Genomic DNA, 15,128 nt, shown 5'->3' with positions numbered 1-15,128 from the left:
GCGCAAGCGCCATAGCCGAGGCCCGCGTCCGCGGCCTCGGGACGATCCGGTCGATCCATGGATCGATCCGAACAGCCCCCGCCTGGTCCCGGCCTGATCAACCCCACCCCCGACGCCAATCGTCGGGCAGCAGATCAGCTGCTCGCCGAAACCCGCTCAATCCGTAGATCCATGGCCTCGCGTCCGATAACGGCGACGAACCGGGAGCCTTCCGGAACGAACCATTGGGTCCGGTAGGCGAGGACGGCGCGCAGGCGCTCGAGCAGGGCCGCTTCATCGCCCAGAAGGAGACGGGTCGCCATTTCCTGCGCATCGAGCAGGAAACGATCGTGCTGCGTATCCCAGCTATCAGCCTCGCGATCGTCGCTGGCGCAAAAGCAGGCGCCGTCGAGCAGATCGACCAGTTCGGCAGGCGTGACGGCCGTGGGTGCCGCCAGGAGAATATTAGCCTCCTCAAAGCTCCAGAAGAGGCCATCGTCATATTCGATGGCGACAGGCGCCGGTATATGAAGCGTTTCAGGGGCGGGGCCAGAAATCGTCAGCACGAGATCCAGTCGCTCGACCGTGCCGCTGTCGATACCGGGAAGGTCCGACCCACCGAGCACAAGCGTCTCGCCCCCCTTGTCGATCTCGAAGCGGAGATCAGTGATCCGGGGAAGCCGGTCATACCAGCCATAGCCCACCATCGCCTCGTCGGATTCGGCGAGCCGTCCCTCATAGCGGCCGTCCTTCGAGAGCGCGAATGCAGCGCACTGCTCGAGCGGCGGCCCGAAATCATCGATCAGGACGAGATCGTCCGTCGAGGTCAGGTGCTGGTGCCCGGACCCGCTGTTGTAGTCGGCGACCGCCGGCGTCCATGAGAAAAGCTCACCCCGTGCCTCGGGAAGCTGAACATCGAGATCGGCCGCCTCTCGCCAGTCCGCGAAGGCCAGACGATGACTGCCGAGCGCCTGGATATGCCGGTAGATGGCGAGGCGGATCGCCGCGCGCAGGCTCTGCAGCGCGCCATTCTCGACCATCTCCTTGCGGGCTGGGAGTACGAGCTGCAATTCCGGAGCATCGACGATGTCGATCTTGGCCGCCCAGTGGCGATCCTTTTCCGCGACCGTTGGAAGGAGCGACGCGACAGTCACGCCATGGAAGTTGATGCTCGGGCTGAAATGCCGGTGAAGATAGTTGCGATAGATGCCGATGCGGACGCCGTCCTGCTCGATGATCGTCTCTGCGCCCTTCAGCCAGTCCTCGCGGAGTAGATCCTGGCCGTCGAGCCGAACCGGAAGCGGGCAATAACGCGCGGCGCTTTGTGCAATAGTCTCGAGTGACTTGAGCCATTGCGCGTCAATCGGCACCCGGATCTCGGTTCCGAACGGGTGGGTGCAGGGCGCAACGGCGATGGGCGCGCCGGACTCCCAATCGCCTGAAGCGATGCGGATCGACCAGCCCTCGCCAGTCGAGCGCGGGCAGGAGCGAATCTCGACATCGCGACCGGCAAGGCTGAACACGCCCATGCCGGCAGGATCCTCCCGCCGCGCGATCTCGTCACCCCAACCCGACCGACCGAGGGCGAGAATGACCGATGGATCCTCGATCCCGGCGCCATCGTCGGCAATGGCGAGAAACGCAGTCCCATCGGCGTCGATGACCTTGAGGTCGACCGCGCTCGCACCCGCCCGGCGTGCGTTTTGGATAAGCTCGGAGAGAATATCGCCAAGCGTGTTATTGAAGAGGCGGGTGACTCTGGTGACGGCGGCAGGATCGACCTGGCTGTTGATCGTGGCGGGAAGGGACATCTGGGGCTCCTCGACAAGTGGAAATTCTCCACCTGCAGTCCCCCTCCCCTTTTCCCGGACCGCCGAAGGGCGCGATCGAAGCCCTCAATAATCCTCGGCGAGCATGATCGTGAGCACGCGCCGCGTGAGCGATGCGTCCGCTGGATCTTCCGATCCGAATTCGAGGGCGGGATCATAATAGTCGATCTTGAAGAAGATGCGTTCGCCCCGAAGATCAAAGGCGCCGAAGTCTCGTTCCGGGCCGTCGCCGGGGCCAAAGTCATACCGGCGGACGGCGGCGAGGAGTTCAGCCTGGGCAATGATTTCACGAACCGCGTCTTCTTCGCCTGCGAGACGAGCGAGGCAGGCGCGGGTCACGACAAGGCGAGCGGTCGGATCGAAACCCTGGCGGCAACGGTCGTTCAAACGGGCGATCTGTTCTGTAACGGAGATGGTCATGCTGCCTCCTTCAGGCCGGCGTTGAACTGCTCGAGCCACTCCGCCATGGCCGGACGGTCGGGGAGCGGGACATGGGCCGCCACATCCTGGAACCGGATGAGGTCGGCAGGCGCGTCGTGGATGATCGCGTCGATGTCGGCGGCCGGCAGCAACTCTTCGGCGCGGATGAAATCGGTCATGCGCCCGGGCCGCGTGCGCGTCGAGCGGCGCCACAGGCCTTCGACGGTCCTGAGACGCGGGGCCGCTCTCGCCTCGACCAGCACGATGAGGCGCAGACACCAGGACGGAAGGGCGCGAACTTCGTCCGGCTTCATCGCCCCGCAGATGAAGCAGCTCGATTTTGGCGGGACGGGAAGCTGAGCGGCTTCGATCCGGGCGATGCAGGCCGCGCGATCCCAGCCCCATTCGCGCAGTGGGTAGCGGCATTCGAAAAGATCGCTCGTGATGGTCGAGGCATGGGTATAGCGCCGCGTGTCAGCCGGCGATGCGTCGTAGCCGATAAGGCGAACGACCTTCTGGCCGCGCGCCCAGGCGTCCTTGGCCGGTTCCCACTGCTTGAGAAAGGCGTCCTGCGGGGCGACCTTCCATTTGAGCGAGCACGAATGGCGCCCCAGCGAAATGCTCGGCAAGGTGGCGTTCGTCAGAACGTTGGACAGCAGATCGAAATAGGGCGGCCAATGCTTGAAACGGCGCGGTGTGTAGCGCACCGTCACATAGGGAATTCCTCGCGCCGCCATCCAGGCGGCGATCATCTTCTGATAGGCATAAGTTTCCGGCTTCTCGACGCCAGGATCCCCGGTGATCACGAGGTCAGGCGGCGTGCCCCGGCTTTCAAGTTCGAGAAGAAGCGCGGTGCTGTCGACACCGATGCCATAGGCCAGGACGACGGGCTGCGGCGCATCGACGCGAATATAATCGAGCAGGCGCGCGGGAGCGGAGCCGGCCTCGGCCGGGATTGAGGTGAGATCGCACATGGGGATATCCAAATGGGCTTGAGCAGAGCTTTGGCTCGATCACTCCTTCCCACTCCCCTCTCATCTGGACGGCTCCGGCATCGATCCACGTCCATGAGATATTGTTGCGCGCCGTTGGCCGCGGCAGCCTGATTTCGCTATTGGCACCGCCGGCGCACAACAGGCGTCATCGGCGGCGTTTTGCGGAAAAGTGCGCTCAGCCTCGAACCATTCCCATAATCCGTCGCATCGCCGCTGATGTAGAAAGCCGCCCACGCCCCATCCTGGGCACCGGCGATCCAGCTCCTTTCGGACTCGGCATAGCAGCAAGCCGTCACGCCCTCGTCCAGACCCGGTCAGTCGAAGGCACTCAAACGGCCATAAATGTCTGCCAGTTCGTTCTGGATACCGAGACGCGCGGGGCCATTGGGCATCATGCCTTCTGTCGTGGCGGAACCAGAGTCCCATCGATCGAGGCGAGGATTTCCGCCGGAGCAATGACCGGTCGATCCGTTTCGACCCGCTCCGAATAGCGATCGACCAGTTGATCGACATGCGGGCGGAGCAGGACAGTGAAACGCACCAGTTCCTCCATCACGTCGACGATCCGGTCGTAATAGCTCGACGGCTTCATCCGCCCGGCCTCGTCGAACTCGGTGAAGGCTTTGGCGACGCTCGACTGGTTGGGGATGGTGAACATCCGCATCCAGCGGCCGAGGACGCGCAAGCTGTTCACGCTGTTGAACGATTGTGAACCTGCGGAGACCTGCATGACGGCAAGGGCGCGACCCTGCGTCGGGCGCATGCCCTTCAAAGCCAGCGGCAGGTGATCGATCTGCGATTTCATGATCCCGGTGATCTGGCCGTGCCGTTCCGGGCTGCACCAGACCTGGCCCTCGGACCAGAGCGCATGCGCCCGCAGTTCGTGAACCGCCGGATGATCGTCATCCTGGACCTGATCGGGCATCGGCAAATCGGAGGGATCGAAAATCCGCGTTTCGCAGCCGAAGAACTGGAGCAGACGCGCCGCCTCTTCCACCACAAGCCGCGAATAGGACCGTTCGCGCAAGGATCCGTAGAGCAGCAGGATGCGCGGCGGCGGATTGAGATCCCCCAGGCCCAGGGCTGGACGCCGATGAACATAGTCAGGCTTGAGCGCTGGAAGACGGTCGGGATCGGCAAGCGTCCGCAATCGGCTGTGGTTCGTCTCGTTCATGCCCGGACCTCCGCCGGCACGCTGTCGGGGAACCAGCGCCGCCCGAACCAGAAGGCGGCGTTGACCAGCAGGATCAGCACCGGAACCTCGACCAGCGGCCCGATCACCGCAGCGAAGGCGACCGGGGAAGCCAGTCCAAAGGCGGCGATGGCGACCGCAATCGCCAGTTCGAAATTGTTGCCCGCGGCCGTGAACGCCACCGCCGTCGTGCGCGGATAGTCGCTCTCGATCAGCTTGCCCATGAAGAAGCTGATGCTGAATTGAACCACGAAGTAGATGGTGAGCGGGATGGCGATCCGCAGTATGTCACCCGGCAGTGTCACGATCTCATTGCCCTTGAGGCTGAACATGGCGACGATGGTGAACAGCAGCGCGACGAGCGTGATCGGGCCGATCCTGGGCAGAAAGCAGGTTTCATACCATTCATTCCCCCTAGCCTTGACCAGCCATTTGCGGGAGAGAAATCCAGCCAGAAAGGGAATGCCGAGATAGATCAGCACCGCCTCGGCGATGGTCCAGAAGCTGACATTGATAACGCTGCCCTCCAGCCCGAGCAGCGGCGGCAAAAAGGCGAGGAAGAACCAGGCGTAAACGCTGAAGAACAGGATCTGGAAGATTGAATTGAACGCGACCAGCGCAGCCACATACTGGTTGTCGCCCTTGGCGAGATGGTTCCAGACGATGACCATGGCAATGCAACGGGCGAGGCCGATAAGGATCAGGCCTGTCATATATTCCGGCTTGTCGCTGAGGAAGATGACGGCGAGCGCAAACATCAGCACCGGGCCGATGATCCAGTTCTGGATCAACGAGATCGCCAGCACCCGCTTGTCTTCGAACACGCGCGGCAGTTCCTCATAGCGCACCCGCGCGAGCGGCGGATACATCATCAGGATCAGGCCGATGGCGATGGGCAGGTTGGTGGTCCCCCAGGACAGGCTGTCGATCGCCCTTGGCAATCCTTCGAAGGTCGATCCCAGACCCACGCCGAGCGCCATGGCGAGGAAAATCCACAAGGTGAGATACCGATCGAGAAACGACAGGCGTTCACGCCTGGGCTGTGCGGTCATCTTGATCCCTCGTTCAACCGGTGACACGCCTGCCGGCGGCATCGATCACCTGTTCGCCGTCTTCCTTGGCGAAGGCGCTGCGCTGGTCAGCCGGTAGGAGGTCGAGGACCTCCTCGGACGGACGGCAAAGCTTCACGCCCAGCGGCGAGACGACCAGCGGCCGATTGATGAGGATCGGATGTTCCATCATCGCATCGATCAACTGCGCATCAGTGAGATCCGGATTGTCGAGTCCCAGTTCGGCAAAGGGCGTGCCCTTCTCGCGCAGCAGGGCGCGCGGGGTGACGCTGGCGCGGACGATGAGGCTTGCCAGCAAGGCACGCGAAGGCGGAGTCTTGAGGTACTCGATGACATGCGGTTCGATGCCGGCATTGCGGATCATGGCCAGCGCATTGCGCGAGGTTCCGCATTCAGGATTGTGGTAGATGACGATGTCGACAGGCGTCTCCGGGTGGGTCATTCGCATGCTCCTGCCCTGACGCTGGCGCCCTCGCTCTGGCCGATTTCCCTGAGTTTGCGCCGCATCGCCATCTCGTCGAGGCTGGCGAGCGGGAGCGCGAGGAACAGCGAAATACGGTTCTGCAAGTAGCGCAGGGCCTGCATGAAGGCCTCGCGCTGATCATCGCCTTCGACGGCGGCCGGATCCTCGATGCCCCAGTGCGCCGTCATCGGATGGCCGATCCACACGGGACATGTTTCGCCTGCGGCGTTATCGCAGACGGTGAAGATGAAATCGAATTGCGGCGCGTCCGGCACGGCGAACTCGTCCCAGCTTTTCGAACGCATGCCCGCTGTGTCGAACCCAAGCCCGTTCAAAACCGAGAGCGCCATCGGATGGACTTCGCCCCTGGGCTGGCTGCCGGCGCTCCAGGCGCGGAAACGCCCTTCCCCCAGCTTGTTCATGATGGCTTCGCCCAAGATCGAGCGGGCGCTGTTACCGGTGCACAGGAAGAGCACGTTGTAGGTCTTGCCGGGGCCGATCGTGTCGGACATGGGAGTAACCTCAGGCCTTGCAGTCGAGCTCGCCGAACAGATCGGCGCACATTTCAGGGACGCCCTGGCAGCAGTCCTCCATCAGGAAGGCCAGCAGCCGGCGCATCCCCTCATAATCGGCGCGATAGTGGATGAGCCGGCTTTCCCGCTCGGACTCCACGAGTCCCGCCCGTTCAAGAATACCCAGATGATGCGACATGGTGGACGGAGGCACATTGGCGGCCTGCGCGATGGCGCCGGCGATCAGTCCATCGGGCCCTGCCTTCACCAACATACGAAAGACAGACAGGCGCGTGTCATGCGCCAGCGCGCCAAGCGCCTCGACGGCCGAGTCCTGCGGATTGAACTCCTTCATGGTCGATTCCATCCTTCCAAACTCATCGAATAATAGTAGGCGCCTGCGCGGTCAATCTACATTTCGAGAAGTATAGAATCATATACCACTATGGAGATGGCCGATGGTCTGAGTGACCATGATGCACTCATGCGGATGGGCCGACAGCCTCGATCCAGGCGGAACCATCTTGCGCCAGACGCTCATGACAGATAGATAGTAATAGATTACTATCTTTTGAAGGCGCAAGCTATGAACGGGCGGTCCAGACATCTTCCCGCTGACGAGCGACGGGCGGCGACCGTGGAGGCGGTGGTCGGCCTGGCCGCGGAACAGAACCCGAGCGACATCACCACGACGGCCATCGCCCAGCGGATGGGTCTGACCCAGGGCGCGCTCTTCCGCCACTTCCCGACCAAGGACGCCATCCTGCAGGCGGTCATGTCCTGGGTGACCGAGCGCTTGCTCGGCCGCGTGGACAAGGCGGTCGAGGAAGCCGCCTCTCCGGCTGCCGCGCTTGAAGCGGTTTTCATGACGCATATCGATTTCGTGTCTGATCACCCGGGTGTACCGCGAATGCTGTTCGGGGAGTTGCAGCGACCGGGCGAGACGCTTCCCAAGCGCATGGCCCAGACCCTGATCCGCCATTATGGCGAACGGCTGCATACCCTGCTCGACGCCGGAAAGGCACGGGGCGAACTGCATGCGGACCTCGATCCGGAAGCCGCGGCCACCCTGTTCATCGGCACGGTCCAGGGCCTGGTCATGCAATCCATGCTGGCGGACGATGTGACCCGCATCCGCAGCGATGCGCCCGGCGTGTTCGCCATCTATCTGCGCGGCGTCGGAGCATCATCATGAAGAACATCCGCCTGTCCGGCACGACAAAGCGGATCCTGATCATTGCGGCCGTCATCGTGATCATCGGTGCTGGATGGCTGTGGATGCAGCGGGGCAGCCGCGACGGCGACGCCCTCAATCTGTACGGCAATGTCGACATCCGGGAGGTGCAATTGGCCTTCCGCCAGTCCGGCCGCGTCGCGCAGATGCTGTTCGATGAAGGCGATCATGTCGAGCCGGGCGCACATATGGCGACTCTCGACGCGCAGCCGTTCGAGGAAGCGCTCGCGGCCGCCGACGCCGCCGTAGCGGCCGCACAGGCAGACCTCGACAAACTGCGCCGCGGGCTGCGGCCGCAGGAGATTGCGCAGGCGCAGGAGGCCCTCAATCAGGCCCTGGCCGTCGCCAGGGACACGGAGCGTAATTTTGATCGGCAGAGCCAGTTGCTCGCGTCGGGAGCCGCCAGTCAAAAGACGGTCGATGCCGCGCGCACTGCGCGCGATCAGGCCGCCGCCAGTGTCAAGGCGGCCCGGGCCGCGCATTCGCAAGCCGCCGAAGGCTTCCGCAAGGAAGACATCGCGGCGGGGCAAGCGCGCCTCGCCGCCGCACAGGCAGCACGGGCTCAAGCCGCCACCGCGCTCGCCGACACGGTTCTGCTTGCACCCGGCACCGGCACGATCATCGCACGGGTGCGCGAACCCGGCAGCATGGCTGTCAGCCAAAGCCCGGTCTATAGCCTCAGCCTTGATGCTCCGGTTTATGTGCGGGCTTATGTCGGCGAACCGGATCTGGGGCGTATCGCGCCCGGAATGCGGGTGCGCGTTCGCAGCGATTCCTCCGACAAACTCTATCAAGGCCAGATCGGGTTCATTTCGCCTCGCGCCGAGTTCACGCCCAAAACGGTAGAAACGACCGATCTGCGCACGGATCTGGTCTATCGTCTGCGGATCGTGGTCACCAATGCCGATGCCGCGCTGCGTCAGGGCATGCCGGTAACGATCGAGGTCGTAGTCGGACAAACCTCCGGCGCGCGCGCCAAAGGCCGCTGACGTGCCGCCCGCCACCGCGCCACAGGAGCAAAATGGCGATGTCGCGGTCGTCATCGACAGGTTGAGCAAGCATTTCGGCAGTGCGCCTGCGTTACAGGATCTCAGCGCGCAGATAAGCTATGGCCGACTGACCGGGCTGGTCGGGCCGGACGGCGCGGGCAAGACCACCTTGATGCGTATCCTGACAGGACTGCTGGTGCCGAACAGCGGCCACGCCAGGGTAGCGGGCTTCGATGTGGTGGACGACAATGACGCCATCCATGTCGCGACCGGCTACATGCCGCAACGCTTTGGCCTCTACGAAGACCTGTCGGTCATGGAGAATATGCGGCTCTATGCGCAGTTGCGCGGTATGGCCGCCGATGGACACGCCGACCTGTTCGCCCAACTGCTCGACTTCACACGTCTTGCCCCCTTTACCGGACGCCTGGCGGGCAAGCTCTCCGGCGGCATGAAGCAGAAGCTGGGTCTCGCCTGCGCATTGATGGCCCGGCCTGCTGTCCTGCTGCTCGATGAACCGGGTGTCGGTGTCGATCCGGTCAGCCGTCAGGATCTGTGGCGCATGGTGCAGGCGCTGACCGACGAAGGGATGGCCGTAGTCTGGTCGACCGCCTATCTCGACGAAGCCGAACGCTGCGACAGCGTGCTGCTGCTCAACGAAGGGCGGCTCGCCTATGACGGACCGCCCGGAGAGCTGACCGCGCGCCTTACAAGCCGGAGCTTTCGGCTGGAACAGGTCGGCGAGCGGCGGCGGGCCGTGCTAGCCGAAGTGCTCAGCCTGGACAGTGTCGGCGACGGGGTGATCCAGGGCGCCGGCGTCCGCGTGGTGCTGCGCGCCGATGCGGGAACCGAGCAAATTAGCGCGCTCGCCGATCGGGTCGGCGCACAACTGAAAGCGGTGCCTGCCCGCTTCGAGGATGCTTTCATTGATCTTCTGGGCGGCGGTCCGGGCGGCACATCGGCGCTTGCCGAAGGGATGCCGCCGGTCGAACTGGCTTCAGACGTTGCCGTCTCCTGCCGCGATCTGACCAAGCGTTTCGGCGATTTCACCGCCACCGACATGGTGAGCTTCGAGGTCCGCAAGGGCGAGATATTCGGTCTGCTCGGGCCGAACGGCGCCGGCAAATCGACCACCTTCAAGATGCTGTGCGGCCTGCTCAAACCCACCAGCGGCGAAGCGCAGGTGGTGGGGCTGGACCTGCGCCGGGCGACCGGTGCTGCCAAAGGCCAGCTTGGCTATATGGCGCAGAAATTCTCGCTCTATGGTTTGCTGTCCGTGCGGCAGAACCTGGAGTTCTCCGCGGGCGTCTATGGCCTGAAAGGCGCCGCGCGGCAGGCGCGGATCGACGAGATGATCGACATCTTCGGGCTGCAACCCTGGCTGTCGGCGGCGCCGGAGTCCCTGCCGCTCGGGGTCAGGCAACGTCTGGCGCTGGCCTGCGCGGTGATGCACCGCCCGCCCGTGCTGTTCCTGGATGAACCGACTTCGGGCGTCGATCCCATCACGCGCCGCGAATTCTGGACCCATATCAACGGCCTTGCCCGCAAGGGGGTGACGGTGATGGTCACCACCCATTTCATGGACGAGGCGGAATATTGCGACCGGGTGGCGATGCTCTATCGCGCCCGGCTGATCGCGCTCGACACGCCGGACGCCCTCAAACGCAGCGCGGTAAGCGATCTCCGTCCGGACCCGACCATGGAAGACGCCTTCATTCATCTGGTCGAAGCCGAGGACCGCGCTGACGAAGCCCGCAGCGGAGTTGCCGCATGAACGGCGCGGGCGGATCGCGAACGGACCTTCAAGCCATGCGCCGCTTCGATCCGAAGCGCCTTTGGGCGCTGGTGTTCAAGGAAAGCCTGCAGGCGATGCGCGACCCGTCCACGCTGCTGATCGCCTTCGCCCTTCCGGTCGTGCTGCTGCTGCTGTTTTCCTATGCGGTATCACTCGATGTGCGCGCGGTGCGCATCGGCGTCGTGCAGGAATCCGAATCTGCTTCGGCGCAATCGCTGGCCGCCGCCTTCGCCGGCACCCGTTATCTGGACGTCACCTTCGCCCATGACCGGCGCGAAGTCGCCGACCAGGTCGTCTCGGGCGATTTGCGCGGATTTGTGGTGATCCCGCAGGATTTCGAGCAGCGCCTGGCCGATCGCGGCACGCGGCCTCTGGTGCAGATCATCGCCGACGGTTCGCAGCCCAATACCGCCAACTATGTCACCAACTATGCGCAGGGCGTGGTGCAGACCTGGCGGGGCGGGCTTGATGGCGAGACGCCACGCGCAGCCGTCACGATGGAGCCGCGCTACTGGTTCAACGCCGAACTGGAAAGCCGCCGCGCGCTGGTGCCCGGCGCGATCGCCATCGTCATGACCATCATCGGCACCATGCTGACCGCGCTGGTGGTGGCGCGCGAATGGGAGCGCGGCACGATGGAAGCGGTGCTCTCCACGCCCGCATCGGTCGCGGAGATCCTGATCGGCAAGCTCCTGCCCTATTTTGCGCTCGGCATGCTGGCCACGCTCGGTGCGACCGCGCTGGCGGTCTTCGTGTTCGGCGTGCCGCTGCGCGGATCGCTGGCGGCGCTCCTGCTGCTTTCGGCCACCTTCATGGTGCCGGCGCTGGGCCAAGGGCTGCTGATTTCGTCTGTCACCCGCAACCAGTTCCTGGCCGCGCAGATCGCCTTGTTCTCCGGTTTTCTGCCGGCCTTCATGCTGTCGGGCTTTCTCTATGAGATCGACGCGATGCCCGCGCCGATCCGGGCCATCACCTGGGCGATACCGGCGCGCTATTTCGTCTCTTCGCTAAAAACCGTCTTTCTGGCCGGCGACATCTGGGCCGTCTTCGTGCCGAACCTGCTGGCGATGGGCGCCATCGGCGTCCTGTTTTTCCTCCTGGCCAAGCGCGCCACGCGCAAGAATCTGGAGTGACGAGCCATGACGCGGCACAATGGCTATCTCTCTTTCACCCGGCTGCGAGCCCAGTTCGTCAAGGAAGTGCTGAGCATCCTGCGCGATCCGCGCAGCCGCATGGTGGTGTTCATGCCGCCGCTGCTGCAACTGCTGGTGTTCGCCTTCGCCGCGACGCTCGAAGTGCGCAACGTCGATATTGCCGTGCATAATCAGGATGCGGGCCGCTGGTCGCATGAACTGATCGCGCGGCTCGATCGGGCCGACTTCATTACCCAGGTCTATCGCGTGACCGACGGTCAGGAACTGGGACGCCTGATCGACCAGGGCAAGGTGATCGCGGCGCTCGACATCCAGCCGGACTTTTCGCGCGCAATCGCTGCCGGAGACAGCGGCCGTATCCAGCTGTTGATCGACGGCCGGCGCAGCAATTCGGGACAGATCACCGCCAGTTATCTCTCCGCCATCGCCGCCGAAGTCGGCGCGGAGGCCAACCCCGGCACAGGTCCTGCGACGCCAGTGGCGGTACGCAACTGGTTCAATCCCAATCTGACGTATCGCTGGTTCATCGTCCCGGGCCTCTCCGGCATCCTGGCGTTCTTCAGCGCACTGCTCATAACCTCGCTGTCGATCGCCCGTGAACGCGAACTGGGAACCTTCGACCAGTTGCTGGTCTCACCAACCTCCACGCCGGAAATCATCCTGTCCAAATCCTTGCCGGCGCTGGTCATCGGCACCATGCTCGGACTTCTGATGATGGCCGCGGCCGCGGGACCGTTCCGGATTCCGTTCAACGGGTCGTTCGCGCTGCTGTTTGTCAGCCTGGTCCTGTTCATCCTGTCGGTGGTGGGCATCGGTCTGATGATTTCGGCGATCAGCGCGACCCAGCAACAGGCCATCCTGGGCGCCTTCGCCATCGGCGTGCCATCCGTCCTGATGTCGGGATTTGCCACGCCGGTCGAGAACATGCCCATGCTGCTGCAATGGCTGGCGCAGGCGATTCCACTCACCCATTTCCTGGTCATCGTCGAGGGCAGCTTTCTCAAAGCCATGGCGCCGGGCGACATATTTGCCAGCCTCTGGCCATTGGCGATGATCGCCCTGGTGTCGCTCACCATGGCCACCATCTTCGTTCGAGGACGCCTGCAATGAGATCGCCCCGCCACAGTCATGCGCCGTCATTGTCTGATACGGGCGGACGTTCCCCGCGATGGTCGCGCTACGCAATATTGATAGCTGGCTGCAGTTCGTTGACGGCCTGTATGGTCGGCCCCAACTACCGGGCGCCACCTGCCGTTGACACGGGTAGTGGCTGGAGCCGGCCGGTTGGGGAAGCGTCGGCGCCAACGGACCTGGACCGCTGGTGGAGGGCCCTGGGCGATCCCGAACTGGAGAGGCTGGTCGATACCGCACTGGCGCAAAATCTCGATATCCGTCAAGCCACCGCACGGATCGACGAGGCGCGCGCGCTGCGAGACCGCGCCGCTGGCCGGCAACTGCCCACGGTTTCTGCTGGCGCCAGTGTGAACCAGCGTCGGCAAAGCGAGAACGGCCCGCTGCCCGTTGGGTCCATTCCCGGCCTCGATGCGTCTCAGACGATCTACGATGCCGGCTTCGACGCGGCCTGGGAACTCGACCTGTTCGGCGCGAACCGGCGGGCGCTGGAAGGCGCGAACGCCCGCTTGCAGGCAAGTGAAGCGGAGGCGCAGGGCGTGCGTATGCGGATCGCGGCCGAAGTCGCACGCGCATGGTTCGAGGCGACCGGCGCCAGAGAAGAATTACGCGCGCAGCGGGCGACGGTGGCGACGCTGCACCAGACGCTGGAACTCATGCGCGGTCGCGCGGCGCTCGGCGATGTTGCCGGTGCCGACGTGGACGCAACCCATGAACGCTGGGCCGCCGCCAACGCCCTGCTGCCGGGCATAGAGGCGCGGCAGCGTGCGGCAGTGCTCGGCCTTGGTGTCCTGCTCGGCTCACCGCCGGAACGTGAACTCAAGCTGCTCGATGCAACTGCATCGTCTCTCATACTGCCGGCGCTGCCCGTGGGGGAACGGGCCGATATATTGCGGCGTCGCCCCGATGTTCTGGCTGCCGAACGGCGCCTCGCCGCCAGCACCGCCGATATCGGCGTGGCGACCACCGAACTGTTTCCCAAGCTCTCTATCGCAGCGGGCGGCGGATTTCAGGCGCTTAGCACGGGCGACTGGTTCGACACCTCCAGCACCCGCTACTCCATCCTGCCGCTCATTTCCTGGCGCTTGTTCGACGGCGGCCGCGTGCGCGCGGAGATACGCGCGCGGGAGGCCGTTCAGCGGCAGGCCGCGCTGGGCTATGAACAGGCCGTCCTGGCCGCATTGGGCGACGCGGAGCGCGCCTTGAGCGACTATGACGCCGGACGCGATGCGCTCGCGCGGCGTCAAACGGCGCTGGACGCTGCGCGTCGAAGTGTCGGCCACGCCGAGGCCCGTTTTGCCGCCGGCGATATCGCGGGGATTGAACTGCTTGCGGCCGAGCGCCTCCTGCACGAAGCTGAAACCGCCTGTGCCCGCGCGCATGCCACAACGGCGGTGCAACTGGTGGCGTTGTACAAGGCGATCGGTGGGGGCTGGGACTTGCCCGATGCGCCGACTTCCAAACACGTTTCAATTGGTGCCACAGTGGGAGAAGGGCAATGAATGACGCTGACGGGAACAGCAAGGAACCGGCCGCGCACGACTGGGCGGGGGAAGCGGGCACACGCTGGCTCGCCCAGCTCGACCGTTTCGAGAGCATGATCGAACCGATCGGCGCAGCGCTGCTCGCGCGAGCAGCCTATGTTGCCGGGGAGAAGGTGGTCGATATCGGCTGCGGCGGCGGCTGGACGACGAGGCGGATCGCCGAAAGGACGGGCAACACGGGATTGGCGCTCGGCCTCGACATATCGCCCGAACTGGTGGCGGCGGCAACGGATCGGGCGCAGCGCGCCGGTCTTGCCAACATCCGCTTCGAACAAGGCGACGCCGCGACGGCCATGCCCGAAGAAGCCCCCTTCGACCGGCTGCATTCCCGCTTCGGCACGATGTTCTTTCCCGAACCCTATGCCGCATTCGCCAATCTGCGCCGGATGCTGCGTGCCGGTGGACGGCTCGACATCGCGGTGTGGGCGCCGATCGCCGACAATCCGTGGCAGCGCAATGTCATGGCCGCGATCCGCCGGCATATCGACCTGCCCACGCCGCAGCCGCGCGAGCCCGGCCCCTTCGCGCTGGGCGAGCAGGATTATGTCACCGATCTTCTGCAAAGCGCCGGCTTCTGTGACATATCGTTCGACGCCTGGACGGGCGAGCAGCGCGTCGGCGGACCCGGCAGCGATCCCGAGAGCGCCACCCGCTTCGTGCTCGACGGCATGCAGGTCGGCGATCTCGTCCGGGCGAGCGGGGACGACACACGCGCAGCCGTTCACCGCAGCCTGGTCGAACTGTTCGAGCGCAATTGCGATAATGAAGGTGTTCGCATGGGCGCGAAAGCCTGGCTGGTGAGCGCCCGCGCGTGACCTGGC

General features: G+C 64.4%; 15 protein-coding genes. 7 read left to right on the top strand and 8 right to left on the bottom strand.

Annotation, left to right across the window (positions count from 1 at the left end):
- Positions 1 to 134 precede the first annotated feature (134 nt).
- The 8 genes from QOL62_RS17865 to QOL62_RS17830 all read right to left on the bottom strand — a co-directional run bounded on the left by QOL62_RS17865 (position 135) and on the right by QOL62_RS17830 (position 6,815).
- Positions 135 to 1,790, bottom strand: coding sequence for an ATP-binding protein (locus QOL62_RS17865; RefSeq protein ID WP_089220666.1), 1,656 nt, complete (start codon positions 1,788 to 1,790; stop codon positions 135 to 137).
- Positions 1,791 to 1,874: 84 nt separating this feature from the next.
- Positions 1,875 to 2,228, bottom strand: a complete 354-nt coding sequence (locus QOL62_RS17860) for a DUF3768 domain-containing protein (RefSeq protein ID WP_020818778.1) — start codon at positions 2,226 to 2,228, stop codon at positions 1,875 to 1,877.
- Positions 2,225 to 3,202 carry a hypothetical protein gene (locus tag QOL62_RS17855; protein ID WP_037485697.1) on the bottom strand — a complete coding sequence of 326 codons (978 nt, stop codon included), beginning with the start codon at positions 3,200 to 3,202 and terminating at the stop codon, positions 2,225 to 2,227. Before QOL62_RS17855 ends, QOL62_RS17860 begins: the two co-directional genes overlap by 4 nt.
- Positions 3,203 to 3,614: 412 nt before the next feature.
- Entirely contained in the window at positions 3,615 to 4,397 is a 783-nt protein-coding gene (gene arsH / locus QOL62_RS17850; protein WP_021223100.1) for an arsenical resistance protein ArsH, read from the bottom strand.
- Positions 4,394 to 5,467 (bottom strand): ACR3 family arsenite efflux transporter, encoded by a 1,074-nt coding sequence (gene arsB / locus QOL62_RS17845; protein ID WP_025160954.1) that lies wholly within the window; start codon positions 5,465 to 5,467, stop codon positions 4,394 to 4,396. Before arsB ends, arsH begins: the two co-directional genes overlap by 4 nt.
- A gap of 13 nt (positions 5,468 to 5,480) precedes the next feature.
- The gene (arsC, locus tag QOL62_RS17840) at positions 5,481 to 5,927 is read right to left on the bottom strand and encodes an arsenate reductase (glutaredoxin) (protein ID WP_020819444.1); all 447 of its coding nucleotides are present in this window, start codon (positions 5,925 to 5,927) and stop codon (positions 5,481 to 5,483) included.
- The gene (locus QOL62_RS17835) at positions 5,924 to 6,460 is read right to left on the bottom strand and encodes an arsenate reductase ArsC (protein WP_020819443.1); all 537 of its coding nucleotides are present in this window, start codon (positions 6,458 to 6,460) and stop codon (positions 5,924 to 5,926) included. The genes arsC and QOL62_RS17835 overlap by 4 nt, the downstream gene beginning before the upstream one ends.
- A 10-nt stretch (positions 6,461 to 6,470) precedes the next feature.
- A complete protein-coding gene (locus QOL62_RS17830) occupies positions 6,471 to 6,815 on the bottom strand; it encodes an ArsR/SmtB family transcription factor (protein WP_025160953.1) in 345 nt (114 codons plus the stop codon).
- A gap of 231 nt (positions 6,816 to 7,046) precedes the next feature.
- On the opposite strand from QOL62_RS17830, the gene QOL62_RS17825 reads away from it, so the two are divergent.
- From QOL62_RS17825 to QOL62_RS17795, 7 genes are read left to right on the top strand one after another with little or no spacing between them, the layout of a single operon-like run.
- Positions 7,047 to 7,655, top strand: coding sequence for a TetR/AcrR family transcriptional regulator (locus QOL62_RS17825; RefSeq protein WP_020819441.1), 609 nt, complete (start codon positions 7,047 to 7,049; stop codon positions 7,653 to 7,655).
- Positions 7,652 to 8,683 carry a secretion protein HlyD gene (gene hlyD / locus QOL62_RS17820; RefSeq protein WP_020819440.1) on the top strand — a complete coding sequence of 344 codons (1,032 nt, stop codon included), beginning with the start codon at positions 7,652 to 7,654 and terminating at the stop codon, positions 8,681 to 8,683. The genes QOL62_RS17825 and hlyD overlap by 4 nt, the downstream gene beginning before the upstream one ends.
- A 1-nt stretch (position 8,684) precedes the next feature.
- Entirely contained in the window at positions 8,685 to 10,457 is a 1,773-nt protein-coding gene (locus QOL62_RS17815) for an ATP-binding cassette domain-containing protein (protein ID WP_020819439.1), read from the top strand.
- Positions 10,458 to 10,492: 35 nt separating this feature from the next.
- Complete coding sequence (locus tag QOL62_RS17810) at positions 10,493 to 11,611, top strand: ABC transporter permease (RefSeq protein ID WP_020819438.1); 1,119 nt, start codon at positions 10,493 to 10,495, stop codon at positions 11,609 to 11,611.
- A gap of 6 nt (positions 11,612 to 11,617) precedes the next feature.
- Complete coding sequence (locus QOL62_RS17805) at positions 11,618 to 12,742, top strand: ABC transporter permease (protein ID WP_020819437.1); 1,125 nt, start codon at positions 11,618 to 11,620, stop codon at positions 12,740 to 12,742.
- A 29-nt stretch (positions 12,743 to 12,771) separates the two neighbouring features.
- A complete protein-coding gene (locus QOL62_RS17800) occupies positions 12,772 to 14,265 on the top strand; it encodes an efflux transporter outer membrane subunit (RefSeq protein WP_223308155.1) in 1,494 nt (497 codons plus the stop codon).
- Positions 14,262 to 15,122: a class I SAM-dependent methyltransferase gene (locus tag QOL62_RS17795; protein WP_020819435.1), complete on the top strand. Its 861-nt coding sequence runs from the start codon at positions 14,262 to 14,264 to the stop codon at positions 15,120 to 15,122. The genes QOL62_RS17800 and QOL62_RS17795 overlap by 4 nt, the downstream gene beginning before the upstream one ends.
- Positions 15,123 to 15,128 lie beyond the last annotated feature (6 nt).

Origin of the sequence: Novosphingobium panipatense, assembly GCF_900182875.1 — a bacterium.
GTDB classification, from domain to species: Bacteria; Pseudomonadota; Alphaproteobacteria; order Sphingomonadales; family Sphingomonadaceae; genus Novosphingobium; species Novosphingobium panipatense.
Note: the sequence above shows the minus strand (reverse complement) of the source record. Positions and strands in the feature narration are given on the sequence as shown.

Coding starts and splice junctions, on each gene's coding strand:
- arsC (WP_020819444.1), bottom strand. CDS start 5,927: ATGACCCACCCGGAGACGCCTGTCGACATCGTCATCTACCACAATCCT.
- QOL62_RS17865 (WP_089220666.1), bottom strand. CDS start 1,790: ATGTCCCTTCCCGCCACGATCAACAGCCAGGTCGATCCTGCCGCCGTC.
- arsB (WP_025160954.1), bottom strand. CDS start 5,467: ATGACCGCACAGCCCAGGCGTGAACGCCTGTCGTTTCTCGATCGGTAT.
- hlyD (WP_020819440.1), top strand. CDS start 7,652: ATGAAGAACATCCGCCTGTCCGGCACGACAAAGCGGATCCTGATCATT.
- QOL62_RS17855 (WP_037485697.1), bottom strand. CDS start 3,202: ATGTGCGATCTCACCTCAATCCCGGCCGAGGCCGGCTCCGCTCCCGCG.
- QOL62_RS17825 (WP_020819441.1), top strand. CDS start 7,047: ATGAACGGGCGGTCCAGACATCTTCCCGCTGACGAGCGACGGGCGGCG.
- arsH (WP_021223100.1), bottom strand. CDS start 4,397: ATGAACGAGACGAACCACAGCCGATTGCGGACGCTTGCCGATCCCGAC.
- QOL62_RS17795 (WP_020819435.1), top strand. CDS start 14,262: ATGAATGACGCTGACGGGAACAGCAAGGAACCGGCCGCGCACGACTGG.
- QOL62_RS17805 (WP_020819437.1), top strand. CDS start 11,618: ATGACGCGGCACAATGGCTATCTCTCTTTCACCCGGCTGCGAGCCCAG.
- QOL62_RS17830 (WP_025160953.1), bottom strand. CDS start 6,815: ATGAAGGAGTTCAATCCGCAGGACTCGGCCGTCGAGGCGCTTGGCGCG.
- QOL62_RS17860 (WP_020818778.1), bottom strand. CDS start 2,228: ATGACCATCTCCGTTACAGAACAGATCGCCCGTTTGAACGACCGTTGC.
- QOL62_RS17810 (WP_020819438.1), top strand. CDS start 10,493: ATGCGCCGCTTCGATCCGAAGCGCCTTTGGGCGCTGGTGTTCAAGGAA.
- QOL62_RS17835 (WP_020819443.1), bottom strand. CDS start 6,460: ATGTCCGACACGATCGGCCCCGGCAAGACCTACAACGTGCTCTTCCTG.